Genomic DNA, 24,538 nt, shown 5'->3' with positions numbered 1-24,538 from the left:
ACCCGCCCGGCTCGTCACCGCGTCCCGGGGAGGATCGACCCAGCAGCGTTCCCGCTCGAACGGGTAGGCCGGCAGAACCGTCCGCCGGGGCGGCACGTCACCGTGCAGCGCCTCCCACCCGATCGCGACGCCCATCCGCCACAGCGCACCGGCGGCGGCGAGAAGCTCCGTCTCGGCGTCGGCGTCCCGGCCGGCCGACGGCAGCGACGCCACCGCGCGGGCGGCCGACCCACCGGCGAGGCGGGTCACCACACGCCCGGGGCCGACCTCCAGCACCACGGCGTCGGCGTCGGCGTCGCGCAGCGCCGCCAGGCCGTCGCCGAAGCGGACGGTCGACCGCAGTTGCCGGGCCCAGTACGCGGGGTTGGTGGCCGACTCGGCGGTGATCCAGGTACCTGTCACGTTCGATACGAAGGGGATCTCCGGCGTCGAGCGCGGCACCTGGGCCACCTCCGCCTCGAACGCCGACCCGGCGGCGGCCATCGCCCGCGAGTGGAACGCGTGCGAGGTGGCCAGCCGGGTCGAGGCCACCCCCCGCTCGCGCAGCCGGGCCTCGAGAGCCGCCACGGCCTCGGGCGGCCCGGAGACGGTGCACTGCCGGGAGCCGTTGACGGCGGCGAGGTCCAGCACATCGTCGAGCAGCGGCAGCAGCTCCGCCTCGGCCAGCGGCACCGCGAGCATCACGCCCGGCTCCGCCGCCTGCATGAGCCGACCGCGTGCCGCGACCAGGCGCACCGCGTCGGGCAGTGCGAACACCCCGGCCAGGCAGGCGGCCACCAGCTCACCCACACTGTGCCCGAGCAGCCCCGCCGGTCGTACGCCCCAGTGCGCCCAGAGCTTCGCCAGCGCGTACTCGACGACGAACAGCGCAGGCTGCGCGTACCGGGTCTGCTGGAGCTGTTCCGCGGCGGTCTCCCGCTGGTCGTCGGCGGGGAACAGCAGGTCCCGGATGTCCGTGTCGAGCAACGGCGTCAGCAGGTCCGCAGCCCGGTCCACCTCGGAGCGGAACACCGGCTCAGCGACGTAGAGGGCGTTCGCCATGCCGGTGCGCTGCGCGCCCTGCCCGGGGAAGGTGAACAGCACCGCGCGGTCGGTGGCGGTCTCGGCCGGCCCGGTCGCCGGTCGCCGCAACACCTCGACCACCTCGGCGAGGCTGCCGCCGACGACCGCCCGGCGGTACGGCAGGGTCCGCCGGCCGCGTTGCAGGGTGTACGCCACCTCGGCCAGCGGCGTGTCCGGGTGGGCGCTCAGATGTGCGGCGAGCCGCTCGGCAGCCGTGTCGAGGGCGGTGGGTGTGGCGGCGGACAGGGGCAGCACGTGCCGCCGGCGGCTCTCCTGGCCCGCCACGCGGGTCGGGGCCTCCTCCACGACGACATGCGCGTTGGTGCCACCGATGCCGAACGAGCTGACCCCGGCACGGCGCACCCCGCCCGGCCACGGGGTGCGGGCCGCGACGACGTGGAAGGGACTCGCGTCAAGACCCAGCTCGGGATTGGCGGTGCGGAAGTGCAGCGACGGTGGGATCTCGCCGGCCCGCAGCGCCAGCACCGTCTTGATCAGACCGACGACCCCGGCGGCGGTGTCGAGGTGCCCGACGTTCGTCTTGACCGAGCCGAGCCCGATGCGGCCCGGCGGCAGGTCACCGAAGGCGCTCGTCAACGCGGCCACCTCGATCGGGTCACCGAGCGGGGTGCCGGTGCCGTGCGCCTCGACGTAACCGATCGTGCCGGGGTCGACCCCGGCGACGGCGAGCGCCTCGGCGATGACGTCAGCCTGCCCGTCCACGCTCGGGGCGGTGAAGCCGACCTTGCGGTCGCCGTCGTTGTTCACGGCAGAGCCTCGGATCACGGCGTGCACCAGGTCGCCGTCCGTCATCGCATCGGCGAGCCGCTTGAGCACGACGACGCCGGCGCCGCTGCCGGCAACCGCGCCGGTCGCCTCGGCGTCGAAAGCCCGGCAGTGGCCGTCGGCGGAGAGGATGCCGCCCTGGGTGTGCCGGTAGCCACGGCGGCGGGCGATGACCGTCGCGCCGCCGGCCAGCGCGACGTCGCACTCGCCGGCCAGCAGCGCCTGCGCGGCCATGTGCACGGCGACCAGGGAGGTGGAGCAGCCGGTCTGCACGCTGATGCTGGGGCCCCGCAGGTTGACCTTGTAGGACACCCGGGTCGGCAGGAAGTCCTTGTCGTTGCCGATGGAGGTCTGAAACGCCCCGACCCGGGCCACCAGGTCCGCGTTGGGCAGCAGATTGTGCAGCAGGTACGAGCTCTCCCCCACCCCGGCGTAGACACCTGTCACCGGTGTCGTGGAGTCGAACGAGTGACCGGCGTGCTCCAACGCCTCCCAGGCGCACTCCAGGAAGATCCGGTGCTGCGGGTCGAGCAGCTGCGCCTCACGGGCCGAGAACCCGAAGAAGCGGGCGTCGAAGCCGGCCGGGTCGTCGAGGACGCCGAGGGCACGGACGTAGTCGGGGTGGTTGAACTCCTCCGGTGCGACGCCGTCGGCGATCAGGTCGGTGTCGTCGAGGGTGGTGAGCGATTCGACCCCGTCGCGCAGGTTGCTCCAGAAGGCGTCGAGGGTGGCGGCCCCGGGAACCCGGAGCGCCATTCCGACGACGGCGATGGCGGTGTCGGGCAGCGTACGTTCCTCGGTCATCATGCGTCCCCCCTGTCGTGATGCCGGCCCGGCCGACGTCGCTGTGTGCGCGCCCGTTGGATGGCGGCGCGTGTCTCGGCGCGGTGGTGCGCGGCGGACATCGCCGGCGTCCGGTCCCCGGACGCCAGGTGCCGGGCGAGTGCCCGCACTGTGGGGTGGCGGAACAGCTCCACCACCGGCACCGTGCGTCCCAGCCGCTCGGACAGGTGCGTCTGCACCCGCATCACGAGCAGCGAGTGCCCACCGATGTCGAAGAAGTTGTCGTCGACGCCCACCTCGTCGACCACCAGCACGTCGCGCCAGATCGCCGCCACCGCGCGCTCCAACTCGCTGCCGGGCACACCCACCCCGGCATGGGTCGGGGCGGCGGGCGGCGCGAGGGCGGCGCGGTCGACCTTGCCGCGCTCGCTGCGTGGCAGGCGGTCCAGCGTGACGATCGTGGCCGGCACCATGTACCCGGGCAGCCGGTCGGCCAGGTGCGCGCGCAGCAGCGCCACGTCCACGTCGCCGGGCGTCACGTAACCGACCAGCGTGGGTCGGCCCGGCACGTCCTCGCGCAGCACCGCCGCCGCCTCCCCGACCGCGGGGTGGGCGCCGAGCGCCGCCTCGATCTCGCCCAGCTCGATCCGGAAGCCGCGCACCTTGACCTGGTCGTCCTCCCGGCCGAGGAACTCGAGCACCCCAGCGACACCGAGGCGGACCCGGTCCCGGGTGCCGTACATGCGGTCGCCGGGCGGGCCCCACGGGTCGGGCAGGAAGCTGACGGCGGTGCGGGCCGGGTCCCCGACGTAGCCCTGCGCCACCCCCGGTCCGCCGAGCCACAGGTCCCCCGGGACCCCGCGCGGCACCGGCCGCAGTCCACGATCGAGGACGTACGCCCGCACGCCCGGCAGCGGCAGTCCCACCGGGACGCTGCCGGTGACCGGCTCCCGGTCGCCGCCCGGCTCGTGCACTGTGGCGGTGATGGTGGCCTCGGTCGGGCCGTACGCGTTGAGCCAGCGCACCTCCGGCGCGGCGGCGCGCCACTGGGTGAGCCGTCCCGCGTCGACCCGCTCGCTGCCGACCACGACGAGCCGCAGGTCCGGACAGGAGGCGGGCGGGTGACGGTCCAGCACCGCCACCCACTCGTGCCAGTACGACGCCGGCAGGTTGAGCACTGTGAGTCGCTCCCGGCGGGCCAGCGCGGTCAACTCGTCGAGACCGGGCACCGGCCCGGCCGGCGGCAACACCACGGTCCCGCCCCGGATCAGCGTTCCGAACAGCTCCTCGGCGGCCACGTCGAAGCCGAGCGCGGCGAACTGGAGCACCCGGTCAGTGTGGGTGAGCGCGTAGTGCCCGGCCACCGCCTCCAGGGTGTGCACCAGGTTGCGGTGGCTGACGCGGACGCCCTTGGGTTGCCCGGTGGTGCCCGAGGTGTAGAGCACGTACGCCGTCGCCGACGGGTGCACCGGCGGGCCAGCGGCGGCCGGGGCGGCGAGCACCGCGTCCTCGATCGCGACGAACGGCAGGTCGACGGCGGGCGGGCGGGTCTCGCGGGAGCCGAGCAGCAGCACCGCCGACGAGTCGGCGAGGACGTGCGCCAACCGCCTCGGCGGGATCGCCGGGTCCAGTGGCACGTACGCGGCCCCGGCGCGCAGGACGCCGAGCAGCGCCGCCGGCCAGTCGGGGCTGCGCTCCAGCAGGACGGCGACGGTGTCACCGGGGCGTACACCCCGGGCGGTCAGGTGGGCGTGCACCGCGGCGGCACGGCTGTCCAGCTCCGCGTGGCTGACCTGCCGGTCGCCCTGCACCAGCGCGGGGCGCTGCTGCCAGCGCGCCGCGGCGGCGGCGACCAGGCCGTGCAGAGTCGACGCGGTCGGCGCGTAGGTCGACCCGCCGACCGTCGGGACCGGCTCGGGGCCGGGCAGCAGGTCCAGGGTGGACACCGGGGTGTCGGGGGTGCTCAGCGCCGACTCCAGCAGGGTGCGGTAACTGTGCGCCAGCCGCTCGGCGGTGTCCCTGTCGAACAGGTCGACGTCGTACTCCACGGTGCCGCGCAGCTCGCCCGTGGCGCTGGGCACCTCGTCCCAGGCCACCGTGAGGTCGAACTTCGCCACCCGGCCGGGTGGCTCGGTCACCCCGACCGACAGACCGGGTACCGCGTCGGTCCGCTCGGGCAGGTTCTGTGCCGACAGCATGACCTGGAACAGCGGGGTACGACTGGGGTCGCGTGGTGGCCGGACCGCCTCGACGACCTGCTCGAACGGGACGTCCTGGTGCTCGTACGCGCCGAGCACCGCGTCCCGCGCCCGGGCCAGCACGTCGACGAAGGTCTCGGTGTCCTGCCAACGGGTCCGCAGCACGACGGTGTTGACGAAGAAACCCACAAGGTCGTCGAACTCGGAGCGGGTGCGCCCGGACACCGGGCTGCCGACACTGACGTCGCGGACGTCCGCGTACCGGCCCAGCACCAGCTGGAACGCGGCGAGCAGCACCATGAACCGGGTGACGCCGTGCCGCCGTCCCACCGCGTCGAGGCGTTCGACGAGGGCGGCGGGCAGCCGTACGTCGAACGTCTCTCCCCGGTGTCGGGCGGTGGCCGGGCGGGGACGGTCGGTCGGGAGGTCCAGTGCCGCGGGCGCACCCGCGAGCTGGTCCACCCAGTACGCGAGCTGGGTCGTCCGCGCGTCGCCGGCCAGCAGGGCGCGCTGCCACAGGGTGTAGTCGACGTACTCGACGGTGAGCGGGGCCGGTGCGGGCGTGCCGATGGTCCGGGCGGCGTAGAACGCGCCGAGGTCACGGATCAGCACGCCGATCGACCAGCCGTCACAGACCGCGTGGTGCAGCGTCATCAGGAGCATCGCGTGCTCGTCGGTCAGCCGGACCAGGTGCCAACGGGCCAGCGGCCCGGTGGCGAGGTCGAAGGGTCGGGCGGCGGCGTGGCGCAGGAGGGCGTCGGCCTGCTCGTCACGGTCGGCCCGGTCGCGCAGGTCGTCCACTGTGAGGACGGCCGCTGGCTCGTCGTCCACGACCTGCCAGGGCTCGCCCTCGATCGTCACCAGCCGGGTCCGCAGCGCCGCGTGCCGCGTCACCAGCCCCCGCAGGCCGGCGTCGAGGGCGTCGACGTCGAGCGGGCCGTCCACTGTGAGCACGAGCGGCACCGAGTAGACCGCCTGACCGGCGTCGAGCCGGTCGAGGAACCACAGCCGCTGCTGGGCGTACGACAGGGGGTGCGGCCCGGGGCCGGCGGCCGGCACCGGAGGGCGTGCGTCGTCCGGGTCGGCGTCGGCGACGCGCGCCGCGAGCGCGGCGACGGTGGGCGCCTCGAAGGCGGCGCGGACGCCCAGCCGCACGCCGGCGGTGGCGGCGATCCGCGCCACCATCTGCGCCGCGAGCAGCGAGTGGCCGCCGAGGGCGAAGAAGTCGTCGGCGGCGGACACCACCGGCACGCCGAGCAGGTCCTGCCACGTCCGCGCGACCAGTTCCTCGATCGGGCCGCTGGGCGGCACGCCGTCGGCGGCCCGGACGCCGTGGTGCGCGTCGGGCGCGGGCAACGCTCGGCGGTCCACCTTGCCGTTAGGGGTGACCGGCAACGCGGCCAGCGGCACGTACCAGGTCGGCACCATCGCCTCGGGCAGCCGGGCGGCGAGGTGGGCGCGCAGCTCACCCGCCGGGACCGGGGCGTCGTCCGGGACGACGTAGGCGACGAGCCGACGTTCGTCGCCGTCGCCGTGCACCGTGACGGCGGCCGCCCGGACGCCCGGGCAGGTGGTGAGGGTGCTGGCGATCTCGTCCGGCTCGATCCGGACACCACGGATCTTGACCTGCTGGTCGGCCCGGCCCAGGCACTCCAGTTGACCGTCCTCGCGCCACCGCACCACGTCACCAGTGCGGTAGACGCGGGCGCCGGGCTCGAACGGGCTCGGCACGAACCGCTCGGCGGTCAGGTCGGGCCGGCCGACGTACCCGTGTGCGAGACCGGCACCGCCGATGAACAGCTCCCCCGGAGCGCCGATGCCGGTCAGACGGCCGTGGTCGTCGAGGACGTAGAGCAGCTCCCCACCGATCGGTCGGCCGATCGGGGTCCGCGCCGCGTCGCCGGGCAGGTCGGTCACGTCCCAGGTGCTGGAGAACGTGGTGCACTCGGTCGGGCCGTACCCGTTGACGAGGCGCAGGCCCGGCAGGGCGGCGGCCAGCGTGGCGACCCGGCGGGCGTCGGCCGGCTCGCCGCCGAAGTAGAGGGCGCGCAGCGGGGCGAACATCGCCGGGTCGGCGTCCACGCACCTGTGGAACAGGGCGGTGGTGAGCATCAGCACCGTGACGCCGTGCTCGGCGAGTCGTCGACCCAGCCGGGACGGCGTGAGCACGTCGTCCTTGGGGACGCCCACCAAGCGCGCGCCGTTGAGCAGCGCACCCCACACCTCGAAGCTCGCCGCGTCGAACGACACGTTGGCCGCCTGGGCGACCGCGTCGGCGGGCCCGACGGGGAAGTATTCGGCGCGGTGAACCAGCCGGACGATCCCGCCGTGGGTGGTCTCGACCCCCTTCGGCCGCCCTGTCGACCCGGAGGTGTAGAGGACGCAGGCCCGCTGGGTCGGGTACGTCGGCAGCCACGTCGGCACGGACCGCCCCGCGGGCAGCACCAGCCGGTCGAGCCGCAGCACCGGCAGGTCGTCGACGACGGCCACCGGACCGTCGGCGAGCAGCAGCCGCGCCCCGCTGTCACGCAGCATGAACTCCCGCCGCGCCTCGGGGTAGGACGGGTCCAGGGGCAGGTACGCCGCCCCGGTGGCGAGCACCGCGAGCATCGCCACGACGAGCTGCGCGGACGAGCCCATCGCCAGGCCGACGACACTGCCCGGGGTGACCCCGTGTCCGGTCAGGACGGTCGCCAGAGCATCCGCCTGGGCGCGCACCTCGGCGTACGTGAGGGTGGTGCCGTCGTACTCCAGAGCGACGGCGTCCGGTGTCGCCTCGGCCTGGCTGAGGAACGCCGCCGGAACGCTCGGCGGACCTGCCGTACCGCCGCCGGTGCCCCACCGGGCGATCAGCTCGCGCTCCTGCGCCGACGTGTGCACGAGGGTGGAGATCGGCGAATCGGGGTCGGTCAGGGCGTTGTCGAGCAACGTCAGGTAGTGGTCGGCGAACCGGCGCATCGTCGCGTTGTCGAACAGGTCCGGGTCGTAGGCGAGGACGCCGGACGCCAGGTCGGGCCCCGGCTCGTCCCAGAGCACGCTCAGGTCGGGCGGCACCGCCCCGGTGGTGGCGGGGGCCGCTCCCACCCCCAGTACGACCGGGCAGAGCGCGGCACGGCTCGGGTCGCGGGGTAGGCCGAGCGCCTCGGCCACCCGGTGCAGCGGGACGCCGGTGTACGGCGAGGCCGCCCGCAACCCGGCGTCGACCCGCGCGAACAGGTCGGCGGCCGACGGGTCGTCGTCCCACCTGCCGCGCAACGGCACCAGGGCGTCGTCCAGCGGCGTCGCGGTGGCCAGGTCCCGGGTGCCGGCGTGCCGGCCCAGCACCACCTGCCCCACGGCGAGCAACGGCACAGAGGGCGCGACGCCCACCGCCGCGCTCACCGCATGCAGCCGTCGGGTGGTGTCCGGGCCGACGGTGAGCGTCACCCGGTCGGTGTGCTGGCGTCGACGGGCCGGGCGGACCCGGTCGGTGACCAGGTCCAGGGTGGGTACGCCGGCCAGCCCGGCCCGCCAGTGGGCGAGCGCGTCCGCCTCCGCGGCCACCGCGCGCGACCCGGTCACTGCACCGGCTCCCCGAGACTCGACTGGCCGGCGCGCTGCCCGACCGGGTTCGTCGCCCCGGTCAGCACCCCGGCCGGATCGCTGTCGGTGACCCGGGCCACCAGCCCACCGTCGAGCGTCACCACCCGGTCGGCACCGGCCAGGGTCTCCCGGCGGTGGGCGATGGTGAGCACCGTCGCGTCGGCGAGGTCCACCGCCAGCAGCCGCTGGATGCGGGCGTCGGTCTCGGCGTCGAGGCTCGACGTGGCCTCGTCGATGAGGACCAGCTTCGCGTCCCGCAGCAACGCCCGGGCCAGGCAGAGCAGCTGTCGTTCACCGGCGCTGAGCTGTCCGCCGCCGGCGGACAGGACCGCGTCGAGACCGCCACCGTCCACGCCGAGCAGCCGGTCGGCGAGACCCACCTTGGTGAGGACGGCGGTGACCTCCGCGTCGGGGTACGCACCGGTCGGGTCGATGTTGTCCCGCAGGGTGCCGGGCAGCAGCACCGGATCCTGCGGTACCACCTCGACGGCGGCCCGCAGGTCGGCCAGCCGCAGAGTGGCGGTGTCCACCCCGTCGATGAGGATGCGCCCCTGCTCAGCTGGCACGAACCGCAGCAGCGCGGTGAACAGGCTGGACTTGCCGCTGCCGGTCCGGCCGACGATGCCGATCTTGCTGCCCGCCGGGGCGTCGAACGACACGCCGTTCAGCGCGGCCGGGCCACCCTCGGAATAGCGCAGGGTGACGTTCTCGAAGTGGACCTCGCCGGCGGTGGGCCAGCCGGCCGGGGCCGGTCGCCCGTCGGTCGGCTCGACCGGCAGCCGGGTGTAGTCGTCGACACGTTCGAAGCTCGCCAGCGACAGGTCCATCATCTGCACCGTCATCAGGCTCATCGCCAGCGCCTCCATCAGCGCGTACACGAAACTGATCCCGACACCGGCGAGCCCGGCGCCGATCCCGCCCACGGCGACGATCAGCACCCCGTACGTCAGCAGGACGACCGCGCCGAGCATGTCGAGCTTCAGGTTGAAGTGCCGCGACAGCGCGTTGACCGTGTAGTCGGCGTGGTGCGCGACGCGGACCCGCTCACCGAACGCGGCCTGGTAGCCGCGCACCCGGCTGTTCCGGCCCTCGATCGAGGTGACCCCGTCGACGGCCTCGTTGAGCAGCGCGAGCATCGGCTCGTTCGCCTGCTTCGACAGCCGGGACGCCTCGACCGTGCTGGCCCGGGTGAGCCGCTGCCAGCGGAGGTAGACCACCAGCAGCAGCGGGGCCGCCACCAGCATCAGCGGACTGGTGAAGGCCAGCGCCGCCAACGGCACGACCAGGCCGACGGCGACCCGGAGGGTGTCCATCGTGGTCTCCGGCAACTCCAGGTCGATGGTCTCCATGTCACCGGAGAACCGCGCCAGGACGCGTCCGGAGGAGTTGCGGTCGAAGAACGACAGCGGGGCCCGGAAGACCCGGTTCAGCATCGACCCGTGCAGGTTCTGGCCGGCGGACACACCCCGGGCGAAGGCGAAGCTGAACAGCCCGCGATCCAGCACGAGCGCCAGCAGACCGATGGCGGCGAACACGCCCGCGTAGTACAGCGTGTCCTGTCCGGCGTGCTCGGTCCAGTGGCCGAGCCAGAACGACGAGCCGCCCAGGACGGCCTGCCCGCCGACTGCCAGGCCGAGCAGGACGACAGCGAGGAGGCCGGGGGTCAGCACCTGCAGGTAACGGCGGTAGGTGGCGGAACCGACCTTGCCGGCGCGGACCGTCTCCTCCTCGTCCTCGGCGGCCATTTCCTCGGCCACCTCGTCCAGCGCGGCGCCGTCCGGGTCGGACGGCGTCGCGGCCTCGGCGGCCATGGCCGGCAGCAGGTCCGGCATCTGCGCGGCGACGTCGGCGAACCGGCCCGCCGCGACCACCCGGCCGCCGTCGAGGACCACCACCCGGTCGGCCCGTCGGGCCACGTCGAGGCGGTGGGTGGCAACGATCCGGGTACGCCCGGCGAGCACCCCGTCGAACAGCGCCTCCAGGATGGTGCCGGCGACCGCGTCGTCGACGGCGCTGGTCGGGTCGTCGAAGAGGTAGACGTCGGCGTCCTCGTAGGCGGCGCGGGCCAACGCGATGCGCTGCCGTTGCCCGCCGGAGAGGTTCACGCCCCGCTCGCCGATGGCCGTGCCGTCGCGGGCCGGCATCGCCGCCAGGTCCGCCTCCAGGGCGGTGGCGCGGACGACCGCCGCGTACCGGTCCGGATCGTCGGGCGAGAAGCAGCGGATGTTGTCGACGACGCTGCCCTGCATGATCCAGGGGCGCTGCGGCAGGTAGACGGCGCTGCCGCCGACCTGGGCGGTACCCGCGACCGTCGGCAGCGCCCCGGCCAGCGCCGCGAGCAGCGCGGACTTGCCGCTGCCGACCCGGCCCAGCACGCAGATCAACTCACCGGGCGCGACCCGCAGGTCGACGCCGGTCAGGACCGGCCGGGCGTCCGCGTCGGCCCCGGGCCAGGTGAACGACGCCCCGTCGAGGTCGACCGCCCCGGCCGGCGCGTCGTCATCGGTCGACGCCTCGGCGGTGTCCGGGGCCCGCAGGAAGGTCGTCACCTTCCCGAACGCCACCCGCCACTCGTTGCGCATGTCCAGGTAGCGCACCAGCTCAGGCAGTTGGGACCGGAGGACGGTGAGCACGGCGATCGCCGCGAACACGTCGGCCGCCTTCAGTTCGTTGCCCAGCGCCGCGTACGTGACCAGAGTGGCCATCACCATCAGCACCGGCGCGGCGGCGTTCACCAGGTAGAGCGTGGCGAGCCGCTTCTGCCGGCGGACCAGCAACGCGTTGAGCGTCGCGCGTTCCCGGCCGACAGCCCGCTCGGCGACGTCCTCCCAGCCGTGGGTGCGCAGCGTCCGCATGGCCCCCAGGTACTCGCCGACCAGCCCGATCCGGACGCCGTTCGCGTCCCGGATCGCCGGCACCAGCGCGAAGACCCTCTCGTTGGCCACGTGCGACAGCCACAGGCCGGCGATGAGGATGACGATGCCCACCAGCGCCGCCCAGCCCAGCAGCACCCACAGGACCACGCAGGAGCCGGCGATGCCCAGCGGCACCGCCCACGCCATGTGCGTGAACGCGACCCGCCCGACCCTCCGGGCGTCGGACGAGGCGAGGGTGATGACCTCCCCGGAGGGGTGGGCCAGTCGGGCGCCGCGGTCCATCCGCAGGTACTTGCGCAGGATCTCGGTCCGCAGCAGCGCGGTGATCGAGTGCGCGGTCTTCCACACCTCGGACCACTGGTGCTTGTGGCTCAACGCGTCCAGGACGTAGAAGCCGGCCAGGCCGGCGGCGATCAGCAGACCCTCCACCACCGGGCCCCGGCCGTCGCCCTCGAACCAGGCGATCAGCTCCCGCACCAGCAGCGGCCCGACGGTCGCGCAGGTCTGGTAGGCCAGGAAGATCAGGCCCGCCCACCAGAACCGCCGGCGGTAGGTCTGGTAGAGGGCCCGCCGCAGCCCGTCCGGTTGGTCCCGCCGGGCGGCCCAGGCACGCTCGAAGACCGGGGTCACCCGCTCCAGGTGGTCGTACCGGGGCGGCGTCAGGCTGTCCGACAGCTTCAGTGGTCGGCGCAGGGACGCCTTCACCAGGATCGAGGGCCATTGGACGAAGAGTCGGGACAGCACTCCCGCGTCCTGTTCGGCACTCGGGCGGACCGGTGTGGTGGTTGTCGACACGGTGCGTCTACTCGTTTCCAGCGAGGGCGAGCGGAGCGAACCCGTAGGCGCGCTCCAGGGCGGTACGGACACTGTCCGGCAGATAGCGGCGCATGGCGTCGAACTCGCGGGCGCGGCTGAACTTGCTTGACTCGGCGAACCGGGGACGTTGCTCCAGCCAGTTCGCCACCGTCAGGGCGGCGAGGTCGGTGTACTGGCCGGCGCTGACACCGACGCAACCGCCCGAGCGGTCCTCGAGCAGGAACGGCGGGCCGTCGAAGGCGGCGTCGAAGAGGGCGCTGCGGGTGACGGTGCCGAACAGGTACGCCAGCGTCTCCGCCTCGGCACCGATCAGCTCCCGCACGGCGGGCCGCAGCTCGTGCGGGATCGCGCCGGTCGGGAAGATCTCCGTGCCGTACACCGAGTGGAACAACCCCGCGTCGCACAGCTCCTGCCGCGACCCCCACTGGGCCAGCAGGTCGTGCACGCCGCGCAGATGCGCCAGCAGGTTGGCCTCCGAGTGCGCCAACTCGGCCACCCCGTGCGACTCCAGGAAGGCGATCTTCTCGGCGAGCCCGCTCACGCCGCCTCCCGACTGCCGTACGACCCGGTCATCGCCACCAACGTCTTGCGCGGCCCGGTGAAGCTGGACCGGCCGTGCGCCATCGCCATGTTGTCGACGACCAGCAGGTCACCCTGCTGCCAGGGGAAGGCCAGGGACTCCGCGTCGAACGCGGCGCGGATGGCCGCGAGGTCGGCGTCGGTGATCGGGCTGCCGTCACCGAGGTACGCGTTACGCGGCAGGTCCTCCTCGGCGAGCAGTTCCAGCAGCGCCTCCCGGGTGGCCTCGGGCAGGTTGGAGACGTGGAACAGGTGGGCCTGGTTCATCCAGACCGTCCGCCCGGACACCGGGTGCACGGTGACGGCCTGGCAGGTCTCGGTGGTCCGCAGCGCGCCGTCGTCGAACCACTCGTAGGTGATGCCCCGCTCGCGGCAGAATTCCTCCACGGCCTCCCGGTCCATCCCGGGGAACGTCTCTTGCCAGGACACCCCGAGACCGACCCGGTAGTTGCGCACGTACCGCACACCGTGCCGCTCGAAGCGCTCGCGCACCTCGGCGGGGATGCGCTGCCAGACGGCGTGGCTGTCGGCGAGCGGAGTCTCCCCGCCGGTCTGCGCCGGGATGTTCGAGTAGAAGAACAACCGCCGGGGCCACACGCTTGTGTACGCCATCTCGTTGTGCAGCGGGATGACCTCGCTGGCCGGGTACTCGGTGGAGGTGTACACGTCGCCGACCTTGCTGCGCGGCGTCGACCGGTAGGTGTACTCGGCCATCTCCTCGCCGAAGACCTTGACGAAGGCGGAGAAGGCCGGCGCGTCCGGGGCGTCGAACCCGCGCAGCAGGACAGCGCCGTGGCTGTCCAGTCGGTCGTTGATCAGGTCGAGGTGCTCGGTGGCCCATTGCGCCGGCGAGATGCCGGGCGAGGTGGCCTCGATGCAGGCCACCCGGTTGCGCTCCGGGAACAGGCAGCTCTCTTTCACGTGGTCCATGTCGGAGGTCCTTCCGCGTACGTCGGGTCGTGGTCCGGGTCAGTCGGCGTCCGGCCGGACGAACGACCGGAGGGCGGCCAGGGTCAGGGCGGCGAGCCGCTCGATGCTCGTCCGCTCGTTGAGGTTCTTGCTGTACTTCAGGTGCAGGCTGAGCTCGCCGTTGGCGAACCGCGCGAACACCTGGAGCCGGTGCATGCGTTGCAGCTTCGGCATCGGCCAGGAGTCGTCCATGGCCGGCCCGAGCAGCGGCGACTCCTCGGGCTCGTGGGCGAACTCGCCCCAGTTGTTGAGCAGGATGTCCGGCTTGCCGAGCGGAGCGAGCGCGTCCGCCACCGCCGGATGCCCGCCGAGGTAGCGCAGCAGGCCGAAGGCGAGGCCGCGCCGGGGCACCGCCTCGATCTGCTCACGGACCGACTCCAGCAGGGCCCTCGGGCCGGGCTTCTCGGGTCGGCGGACGAGCCGGGGTGAGGTCATCGAGAAGCGGCCGATGGCACGGGACAGGTCGAGGTCCTGACCGCCCATCTCCCGACCCCGGGCGACGAGGTCGACCAGGATCGACGACTGACCGGACCAGTCGGTGAAGCCCTGGAGAGTGGCGGCCAGCAGCGCGTCGTTGACGCTCAGGCCGTACTCCTGCGGCACCAGCCGGCGCAGCGCGGCGGTCTCCTCCGCGTCGAGCCCGACCACCACCGTCGCCTCCGACGACATGCAGTCGTCTCCGTCGGGGTGGTCCAACGGCCAGGTCGGGACGGGTTCCTTGGCCAGCGCCGTCCAGTACGCGATGTCCTCGGTCAACTCGGTGCCATGGGCGAGCGCGTCCAGGTTGCGCGACCACTCGGCGAACGACGCCGTCGGCAGCGGCAGGCGCGGCTCCTCGCCGGCCTCCACCGCCAGGTACGCGGTCTGGAGATCCGCCATCAGGACGTCCCAGGAGCTGTTGTCCATCAACTGGTGGTGGACGATCACCACGAGCAGATCGGGACGGTCGCCCCCGAAGCGGACCAGGGCGACCTGGAGCAGCGGCCCGTTCTCGATGTCGAGCTTGCGGTGCAGGGTGCGGTCGAGGCGCCGGAAGGCGACCTCCTGGTCCGCCGGGTCGAGGGCGGACAGGTCCACGTTGGTGAACGGCGTGGGCTGGTAGGGCTCGTTGACCCGGACCGACAACCGGCCCCCGGGTCGGGGGAAGCTGATCCGCAGCGAGTCGTGATGGCTGATCACCGCCGCCACGGCCCGCTCCACCAGCGCCGGGTCGAGTGCCCGCAGCGCATCGAACATGAAGATGTGCGTGTACTTGTGCGGGTCGGCGAAGTTCCGCTCGGCGAAGGCAACGTGCGACGCGACGAGCGGGACCACACCGGGGTCCGTACGCCGGCCTCCGTCACCGCCCGCACCGGCGGTCGTCTGCCCACCGGCCACGGACGCGAGGCCGGCGACGGTGGGGTGCGCGATGAACTGCGCGGGCGTGATCACCACACCTGCCTTACGGGCCCGGTCCACCACCCGGATCACGTGCAGCGAGTCCCCACCCAGGGCGAAGAAGTTGTCCTCCGGACCCACCGACGGCACCCGCAGCACCTCCCGCCAGATCCCGGCGAGGACCTCCCGCGCCTTGTCGGCCGGCGTCTGCGCGGCGGTCGCGACCGAGGCGAGCGCGGCGATGGTGGGGTACGCGATGAACTGCGCGGGCGTGATCACCACACCCGCCTTACGGGCCCGGTCCACCACCCGGATCACGTGCAGCGAGTCCCCACCCAGAGCGAAGAAGTTGTCCTCCGGACCCACCGACGGCACCCGCAGCACCTCCCGCCAGATCCCGGTCAGGATCCCCTCCACCGGCCCACGCCGGGTCTCGGCGGTAGCGGTGGCAGCGGCGGTGGCCAGAGCCGCGGTGGGGGTCGACGGCGTCAACGCGGCCCGGTCGACCTTGCCGTTGGGCAACCGGGGCAGGCGGTCGACGAGCGCCACCGTCGGCACCATGTAGTCCGGCAGCCGCTCCCGCAGCGCCGCACGTAGGTCGTCGGTGGAGAGCGCGGCACCCGGCCGCAGCGCCACGTGGGCCACCAGCCGCCGGTCGTCCGCACCGTCGTCGTCGCAGAGCACCACGCACTCGCCCACGCCGTCCAGGGCGGACAGCGCCGAGGCGACCTCGTCCGGCTCGACCCGGTGCCCCCGGATCTTGACCTGGTCGCCGATCCGGCCCAGGAACTCCACGGTGCCGTCCGGCAGCAGCCGCCCCCGGTCACCGGTGCGGTAGAGCCGGTCGCCCGGCGCGCCCAGCGGGTCGGGCACGAACCGCTCGGCGGTCAACGCGGCGTCCCCCAGGTAGCCCCGGGCCAGGCCCGCACCCCCGACGACGATTTCGCCGGGCAGGCCGGTCGGCACCGGCCGCAGCCTCTCGTCGAGTACGTACAGCCGCGCGCCCGGGATCGGCCGACCGAGCGGCACCACCGCCTGGCGGCCCGCCCGGTCGATGCGGACCTCCGACACGGCGACGATGCCCGTCGTCTCGGTCTGGCCGTACATGTTGACCAGCCGGGGCGCCGTCCCCGGCGCGTTGCGGATGGCCTCGGGAAGCTCGTAGCGCAGCGGCTCGCTGGCGGTGAGCACCACCCGTGGCCGCCACCCGCCGGGCGAGGTGAGCGCCGGCAACAGGACCCGCAGGTACGACGGCACCAGGTCCAGCACCTGCACGCCGTGCGCGGTGACGAAGGTGAGCAGCGCCAACGGGTCGGCCAGGTGCGCGCGCCCGGCGACGACCACGTGGCCGCCCAGCGTCAGCGGTACGGCGAACTGCCGCACCGACGACGAGAACGCGAACGACGCGGTGTGCAGGAACACCGGCTCGTCGGGCAGGGCCAGCGCGGCCGGCAGCCCGTCCAGGTACGCGGACAGCCCGCCGTGGGTCACCACCACACCCTTGGGGAGCCCCTTGGTGCCGGAGGTGTAGACCACGTAGGCCGGGTGCTCCGGTCGCAGCGCCGGTGTCGGCCGGGGGCCCACCGGGGCCGGCAGGTCCTCGATCGTCACCACCTCGCCCGCGCCCTGGGGCGTACGACCCGCCAGGTCGCGGGTGGTGAGCGTCATCGCCGGCCGGGCGTCCGCCACGATCGCGGCCAACCGCTGCGCGGGGTACGCGGGGTCCAGCGGCACGTACGCGGCGCCCGTCTCCAGGACCGCCAACGCCGCCACGACGACGTCGACGCCCCGGTCGAGGTGCAGGGCGATAGTCGTTTCCGGGCCCGCGCCGCGTTCGGCGAGCACCCGGGCCAGGTCACCGCTGCGGCGGTGCAGGTCGCCGTAGGAGAGGGTCGTCTCGCCGCTGGTGACCGCCGGAGCGTCGGGTCGGCGTCGCGCCTGCTCGGCCACCCGGGCGGTGAGCGTGCGGTGCACTGCGCCATCCGGCAGCGCCGGACCGTGCGCGAGCGCGTCGAGACGCTCCCGTTCGCCCGGCAGGAGGGGATCCACGTCGAAGACGCGCTGGTCGGGGTCATCGACCAACCGGTCCATCAGCACCCCGAGGCGGCTCATCATCGCCTCGACGGTGCCCTCGTCGAACAGGTCGGTGCTGTACTCGGCGTGCCCCTCGATGCCGTCCTCGGTCTCCCACAGGTCGATCAGCAGGTCGAAGCGGGCGGTGCACTGCTCGTTGTCGATCGACGTGAGGGTGAGGCCGGGGCCCGGGTCGGGCAGGCCGCCCGGGGCGTTCTGCAACGCGAAGCGCACCTGGAACAGCGGTGAGTGGCTGAGGCTGCGGGTGGGCGCCACCGCGTCGACGACCATCTCGAAGGGGACGTCCTGGTGGGCGAACGCACCGTGCGCCGTGCTGCGGACCCGCCGCAGCACCTCGCGGAAGGTGGGGTCGCCGGAGAGGTCGACCCGCAGCGCCAGGGTGTTGGCGAAGAACCCGACGAGCTTCTCCAACTCGGTGCTGGTGCGGTTGGCCACGGGCGTGCCGACGGTGATGTCCCGTTGGCCACTGAGCTGGGCCATGAGCACGTCGAAGCCGGCCAGCAACGCCATGAACAGGGAGACCTTTTCCCGCCGCGCCAGGTCGGCCACCGCCCGGGACCGCTCGGCCGACCAACTGACGTCGTGGCGCGCTCCACGGAAGGTCTGCACCGCCGGTCGCGGCCGGTCGGTCGGCAGGTCCAGCGTGGGTACACCGTCGAGCTGCCGCTTCCACCAGTCGAGCTGGTCGTCCAGCTCGGCGCCGGTCAGCCAGGACCGCTGCCAGAACGTGTAGTCCACATAGGTGTGTGTCAGCTCGGGCAACGAGGACGGCTGCCCCTGGGCGATCTCCCGGTAGAGCGTCACCAGGTCGTCCAACAAGATGTTCAGGGACCAGCCGTCGGAAACGGTGTGGTGCAGCGTCAACAGCAGCACGTGCGAGTCGGGGCGTACCCGCACCAGGGTGCCGCGCAGCAGCGGCCCGGCGGCCAGGTCGAACGGAGTGCGCCCCTCGGCGTCGAAGAGGGCGGCCAGCCGACCCTCCGGGTCGGCGTCGCCCCGCACGTCCACCTCGGTGTACGCCACGGCGTCGACGGGCAGGAACTCCTGCACCGGTTCGCCGTCCACGGACGGGAACCGGGTGCGCAGCCCCTCGTGCCGGGCCCACAGCGCGCCGAAGGCCGCCCGCAGCGCGTCGGCGCGCAGGTCACCGTCGAAGCGCAGCGCGAGGGGCACGTTGTAGAACGCGCTGTCCTCGGCGAGCCGGTTGAGGAAGTACAGGCGTCCCTGCGCGTGCGACAACGGCACCGGGCCGGTCCTCGGGACGGCAACGAGACCGGGCCGGGGGGCCCGCCCGCCGAGCGCCTCGATCCGGGCTCCCAGGTCGGCCAGCGAGGTGGACTCCAGGAACACCGCCAGCGGCAGCTCGATGTCGAGCTTCTTGCGCAGCCGGGCCATGGCCCGGACCGCGAGCAGGGAGTGCCCGCCCAGGTCGAGGAAGTTCGCGTCCCGCCCGATCGACTCGACCGGCCGTCCCAGCACGTCGGCCCAGACCTCGGCGATGGCCTCCTCCAGCCGGCTCTGCGGAGCGGCCAGGGTGGACTCCGGCTCGGCAGCCGTGGGCGCGGGCAGGGCCGCCCGGTCCACCTTGCCGTTGGCGGCCAACGGCAGCGCGTCGAGCGTGACGACGACCTCCGGCACCATGTAGTCCGGCAGTTCCGCGCGCAGCGCGTCACGCGGGTCGTGGGCCGCGGAATCCCCGGCCGCTGTGACGTACGCGACCAACCGCTCCTCACCAGGCCGGTCGGTACGCAGCAGGACCACCGCCTCGCGGACCTGCGGCAGCCGGGTCAGGGTGGCCTCGATCTCCGCCAGCTCGACCCGGTACCCCCGGATCTTCACCTGGGTGTCGACCCGGCCCAGGCAGTCCAGTTCGCCGTCGGGTCGCACCCGGACGAGGTCCCCGGTGCGGTACATGCGCTCCCCCGGCGTCGGGGCGAACGGGTCGGGCAGGAAGCGCCCGGCGGTCAGGTCCGGCCGACCGTGGTAGCCACGGGCCACGCCGGCACCCGCCACGTACAGCTCACCGACAGTGCCGGGCGGCACCGGCAGCAGGTTGCCGTCCAGCACGTAGAGCCGCGTGTTGGCGATCGGACGACCGATCGGCACCACACCGGACAGGTCGGTGCCGTCGTGCACCTCGTGCACGCAGCAGCCGACGACGGTCTCGGTGGGCCCGTACTCGTTGACGATCCGCAGGCCCGGAGCCCGGCGCCGCCAGGCGGCGGCGGTGGTGCCGTGCAGCGACTCGCCACCGACGATCAGATAGCCGTCCGCAGCGATGGTCCGGCTCGGAACGGCCCGGTCCAGCGCCTCCAGGTGGGCCGGGGTGAGCTTGACCAGCCCGAGGTCCAGGTCGCTGCCGAGCAGCTCGGTGAGGGTCTCCAGCTCGGTGCCGTCGGCGACGAGCACCACCGGGCGCCCGGCCAGCAGCGGACAGAACAGCGTCGTCACCGACAGGTCGAACCGCAACGGCGAGACCAGGGGCGCGCCCCCGCCCTCGGCCACCCGGTACGCCCGCAGGCTCCACGCCAGGTAGTTGGTCAGGCCGCGGTGGGTGACCACCACACCCTTGGGTCGCCCCGTCGAGCCCGAGGTGTAGATCACGTAGCAGGCGCTGTCCGGGTGCGGACGCGGTAGCGGCGGCAGGTCGGCGGTTGCGTCCTCGTCGCCGTCGGGGAGCAGCACCGACGCGTCGGTGTCCGGTAGGTCCGCGAGCCGGCCCGCGCTGGTGACGACCACCCGCACCTCGGCGTCGGTGAGCATGAACCGCACCCGCTCGGCGGGCTCGCCCACGTCCAGCGGCACGTACGCGCCGCCGGCCTTGAGGGTGGCCAGCACGGCCGTGACGAGGTCGACACCCCGGTCCAGGAAGAGGCCGACGCGGGTCTCCGGGCCTACCCCGTGCCGGCGCAGCCGCGCGGCGAGGGCGTCGGCCCTGCGGTCCAACTCTGCGAACGTGACAGTCAGGTCGCCGACCAGGAGCGCGGGCGCGTCAGGGGTACGGGCGGCCTGCCGAGCGAACAGCTCGTGCGCGCGCACGTCGCCGAGAAGCGGGTCCTCGGTGCGGTTGCCGTCCACTACCGCCGCCCGGGTCTCCTCAGCGGACAGGAGGCGGGCCAACCCGACCGGGGCGTCCGGCGCGGCGGTCAGACCGGCCAGCAGAACGCCGAGGTGAGCGGTCATCCGCGCCACTGTGCGCTCGTCGAGGATGTCGGTCGCGTACTCGGCCAGCCCCCGCAGCCGGCCGTCGGCGTCCGGCCACACCTCGACCGTGAGGTCGTGCTTGCTGATCGGCAGGTGGTGTTCGACGGCCGTGACCCGCAACCCCGCCGCCTCGACCTCCAACGCCTGGTCCTCGACGAGGGCGAACATCACCTGCGCGAGGGGCGTGTGGCCGAGGTCGCGCTCCGGGTCGACCGCCTCCACCACCGTGTCGAAGGGCACCTCGCCGTACGCCATGCCCTGCTGCACGAGATCGCGGACCCGTCCCACCAGGGCCCGGAAGGTGGGCGTGCCGGAGGTGTCGACCCGCACGACGATCGAGTTGACGAAGGAGCCGACCATCGTCTCCAGCTCGACCCGGGGGCGGTTCGCCACCGGGGTCACCACCGAAACCTCGTCCTGGGCCGCGTACCGCGACATCAGCGCGGCGAACCCGGCGAGCAGCACCATGAACGGGGTGGCCCGCTCCTCCTGGGCCAGGCGGGTCACCGCCGGCCACAGGCCGTCGGGCAGGGCGAAGCGGTGCCGCTCGCCCCGGAAGGACTGCACCGGCGGGCGGGGACGGTCCAACGGCAGGTCGATGACGGGCACCGCGCCCGCCAGTGCGCGCTTCCAGTAGTCGAGCCCTTCGGCCAGCTCGGTGGCGCGGTCGGGACGACTCTCCCAGGCGGCGTAGTCCGCGTACTGCACGGTGAGGGGCGCGAGCGTGGGAGCTCGGTCCTCTGCTCCCGCGCGGTACAGCTCCAGCAGCTCGTCGATGAGCAGGCTGACCGACCAACCGTCGCAGATGCTGTGGTGCAGGGTCAGCACCAGCACGTGCGCGGTGGGCGTCTGCCGGAACAGCGCGGCGCGAGCCAGTGGCCCGTCGGAGAGCGAGAACGGACGACTCGCCTCGTCGCGTACGGCGGCCAGCACCGCCGCGTCGTCGACGGGCAGTGGGCGCGGGGTGAGGTCCACCTCGATGTCGGGCAGTATGCGCTGCACCGGGTCGCCCTCGTTCGCCGCGAACACGGTCCGCAGCGCCTCGTGCCTGTCGACGAGGGCGCGCACCGCGTCGGTGAGCACGTCGAGCCGGAGCGCACCGGTCAGGCGTAGGGCGGTCGGCACGTTGAACATCGCCGAGCCGGGGACGAGCTGGTCCATGAACCACAGCCGGCGTTGGGCCGGGGAGACGGGCAGGTCGCCACCGCGCGGCACCCGGGTGAGCGCCTCGACCGGCCGGGGGCGCCGGCCGCCGAGACGCTTCTCGAACAGGGCCCGCTTCGAGGGCGACATCGAGTCGAGGCGTGACCGGCCGGGCGAGAGTGCCGCGCTGTGTGGCGCGGGGCGGCTGGCACTCGCGTCGGTGGTCATCAGGCCACCACCCGAGCGGTGCTCTCCAGGTGCGTCACGAGGCTACGCGGCCGCATGTCCGTCCACTCGGTGGTGACGTGGTCCAGGCAGGACGCGCGGGAGGCGGGCCCGTGGGCCACCGTCCACCCGGCCGGCAGGCTGAGCGACTCGGGCCACAGCGAGTGCTGCCCCTCGTCGTTCACCACTACGAAGAAGCGTCCGTCGGGGTTGTCGAGAATGTTCACGTCTTCCTCACTCTGCGCCTGGTCCCAGGACCCGACGAGGAAGCGCTGAACCGGCACGGCGGCCAGGCAGGGACCATGGCGGTCAGACCTGCCGGCGTCGCAGTCGGGACGCGCGTCCCCAGATCGGGCGTCGTCAACTGTCGTTTGCGGAGACTTTGCTATGCGTCACTCAGAGGACGTGCGGGGTTTCACCGCCGCGTGTCTCGCTATCGGATTCCACCACGGCCACGGCCGGCCACCTGCACGTTAATCGGCTATCCGACCCGAGGCCGAGCGCCCTTTGCGGACGCAAACAAGTCGATGTCAAGCAAATTTTGGCAAGCCACGCTGAGCCCACGTCGCGCTCCCCCCCGAAGTTGCGACCCAACAGCGTTCATGAATGTAAACGCAAGCGAGGCACAGAAAACCATCAGACACGGAGCGTGTCAAGACCCTCGCCTGCCGCTGAAGTCGACCATCCCAACCGGGACGTATTTATGACAAATACTCCGCAGGTGGTTGGTCGACCGAGCACGCCGGCGGGCCCGCCGGTGCTCCGTCGAGCGGGCCTGCGGGCGGTCGGGGGGACGACCGGAATCGGCCAGAAATGCGGTGCCAGCAACACGTCTGTGCAGTACAAGGGTATTTTCGGCGGCTCTCTGGGCCGTGCGGACCGATCAAGAACGACGCCGCCGCCCACAGTGGACGAGGCGCGTCGGAAGGATCACCTGCGCGGAACGGGGAAAATCATTCATCGCGGAAATCGTGGTCACAATCCGACACGGAGACGAGTCTCACACGGCAGCCGGAAAGAACGACCGATCATCCATTGGCCGAGCAACCGAATGGTTGGACAACAGTCAATGTAATGGTTGTTAACGTGCGCAATGCGAGGCACGACAGAGAGCGCAACCGTCGCCGGGTCACAGCCCTCGCGAAGCCGTCGACCATCCAGGCTGACAAGCCGACGCGTGATCCGCCGGGCGATTCCGTTCGATTGCCGGATCCGATCAGGCCCAGACAACGCGTCGAGCGCCGGATTCCTCTGTCGCACAGGCCCGCCCCCACGCGTGCATGGCGCCGGGGATAGGCGCTCGGCGCACCCGAAGGCGCCTCCGACGCCGGGCACCCAGCTGGCCGTCGACACCCGAATCCGGGCGGACGCGTGCGCGAACCCATCGATGAGGATCAGTGTGCGTACGTGCCGAATCAGGCCCGGTGCGGCGCTGCCCCGCCTTTACCCGAGCGCCGGGATGCCGCGCGCCGGCACGGGCGACCGCCGGCACCGGACGCTTGAGCAACGGCGTTCGGAAACCCCTCGGTCAGCCCTGCAATAGCTGCCGGGCCATCACGATCCGCTGCACCTGGTTGGTGCCCTCGTAGATCTGGGTGATCTTGGCGTCCCGCATCATTCGCTCGACCGGATAGTCCCGCGTGTAGCCGTAGCCACCCAGCAACTGCACCGCGTCGGTGGTGATCTCCATGGCGGCGTCGGAGGCGAAGCACTTGGCCGCCGCGCCGAAGTAGGTGAGATCCGCGTCGCCGCGCTCCGACTTGCCAGCAGCCGCGTACGTGAGCTGCCGGGCCGCCTCGAGCTTCATGCCCATGTCGGCCAGCATGAACTGGATCCCCTGGAACTCGGCTACGGCCTTGCCGAACTGGCGACGCTCGGCCACGTACCCCTTCGCGTAGTCGAGCGCGCCCTGCGCGATCCCGACGGCCTGCGCGGCGATCGTGACCCGGGTGTGGTCCAGGGTCTTCATCGCGGTCGCGAAGCCGGTGCCCTCCGCGCCGATCATCCGGTCGGCCGGGATCCGCACGTTGTCGAGGTAGACCTCGCGGGTGGGCGAGCCCTTGATGCCGAGCTTCTTCTCCGGCGCGCCGAAGCTCACCCCGGCATCGGACTTCTCGACCACGAAGGCCGAGATGCCCCGGGACCGGGCGGACGGGTCGGTGACGGCGAATACGGTGTAGAAATCGGACACCCCGGCGTTGGTGATCCAGCGCTTGACACCGTTGAGCACCCAGTGATCCCCGTCACGTACCGCCCTGGTGGTCATGGACGCCGCGTCACTGCCCGCCTCGGGCTCGGAGAGGCAGTACGAGAACATCGCCTCACCGGCCGCGACCGGCGTCAGGTAGCGAGCCTTGAGGTCGGCGGAACCGGACAACAGGAGCGGCATGGTGCCGAGTTTGTTCACCGCCGGGATCAGCGAGGACGACGCGCAGGCACGGGCCACCTCCTCGATCACGATGGCGGTGGCCAGCGCGTCCGCGCCCGCGCCGCCGTACTCCTCGGGGATGTGCGGTGCGTGGAAGTCGGCCGCTCGCAGCGCGTCGTAGGACGCCTTGGGGAATTCCCCCGTCTCGTCGGCCTCCGCGGCGTGCGGAGCCACCTTCGCGGCGCAGACATCTCGCACGGCTTCCCGGATCGCCTGGTGCTCTTCCGGCAACCGGTAGACGTCGAACGACTCCCCTGCGGCCATCTCGGCCCTCCCCTTCACCACTATCATGCGCAGTCTGTGACGACTCCTGACCGCCGACGGCGCAGACTGAAGACTAGCGACTGCAGTTCAGGTGATGTTACCGGCGCGTAGGTATGGGCAGGACGGCGCACCTAACGCGCTCAGCGATGATG

General features: G+C 72.8%; 8 protein-coding genes. All 8 read right to left on the bottom strand.

The features are described 5' to 3' along the window. Window positions 1-2,652 (bottom strand): type I polyketide synthase (locus tag AB0B48_RS06500; protein ID WP_357196812.1); only part of this gene is annotated, 2,652 nt, incomplete at its 3' end. Beyond that, on the bottom strand, window positions 2,652-8,390 hold the full coding sequence (locus AB0B48_RS06495) for an amino acid adenylation domain-containing protein (protein ID WP_357196809.1): 5,739 nt from the start codon (window positions 8,388-8,390) through the stop codon (window positions 2,652-2,654). The genes AB0B48_RS06495 and AB0B48_RS06500, both read right to left, overlap by 1 nt. Then, window positions 8,387-12,082 carry an ATP-binding cassette domain-containing protein gene (locus AB0B48_RS06490; RefSeq protein ID WP_357196806.1) on the bottom strand — a complete coding sequence of 1,232 codons (3,696 nt, stop codon included), beginning with the start codon at window positions 12,080-12,082 and terminating at the stop codon, window positions 8,387-8,389. Before AB0B48_RS06490 ends, AB0B48_RS06495 begins: the two co-directional genes overlap by 4 nt. A gap of 7 nt (window positions 12,083-12,089) precedes the next feature. Then, window positions 12,090-12,644: a DUF6817 domain-containing protein gene (locus AB0B48_RS06485; protein ID WP_357196803.1), complete on the bottom strand. Its 555-nt coding sequence runs from the start codon at window positions 12,642-12,644 to the stop codon at window positions 12,090-12,092. Next, window positions 12,641-13,612 (bottom strand): TauD/TfdA family dioxygenase, encoded by a 972-nt coding sequence (locus AB0B48_RS06480; protein ID WP_357196800.1) that lies wholly within the window; start codon window positions 13,610-13,612, stop codon window positions 12,641-12,643. Before AB0B48_RS06480 ends, AB0B48_RS06485 begins: the two co-directional genes overlap by 4 nt. A gap of 39 nt (window positions 13,613-13,651) precedes the next feature. Beyond that, entirely contained in the window at window positions 13,652-21,697 is an 8,046-nt protein-coding gene (locus AB0B48_RS06475) for an amino acid adenylation domain-containing protein (protein ID WP_357196797.1), read from the bottom strand. Next, entirely contained in the window at window positions 21,697-21,978 is a 282-nt protein-coding gene (locus tag AB0B48_RS06470) for an MbtH family NRPS accessory protein (RefSeq protein ID WP_357196794.1), read from the bottom strand. Before AB0B48_RS06470 ends, AB0B48_RS06475 begins: the two co-directional genes overlap by 1 nt. Window positions 21,979-23,222: 1,244 nt before the next feature. After that, window positions 23,223-24,386 carry an acyl-CoA dehydrogenase family protein gene (locus AB0B48_RS06465; protein WP_357196790.1) on the bottom strand — a complete coding sequence of 388 codons (1,164 nt, stop codon included), beginning with the start codon at window positions 24,384-24,386 and terminating at the stop codon, window positions 23,223-23,225. Window positions 24,387-24,538 lie beyond the last annotated feature (152 nt).

This window comes from Micromonospora sp. NPDC049089 (assembly GCF_040648775.1).
Taxonomy (GTDB): Bacteria; Actinomycetota; Actinomycetes; order Mycobacteriales; family Micromonosporaceae; genus Micromonospora.
Note: the sequence above shows the minus strand (reverse complement) of the source record. Positions and strands in the feature narration are given on the sequence as shown.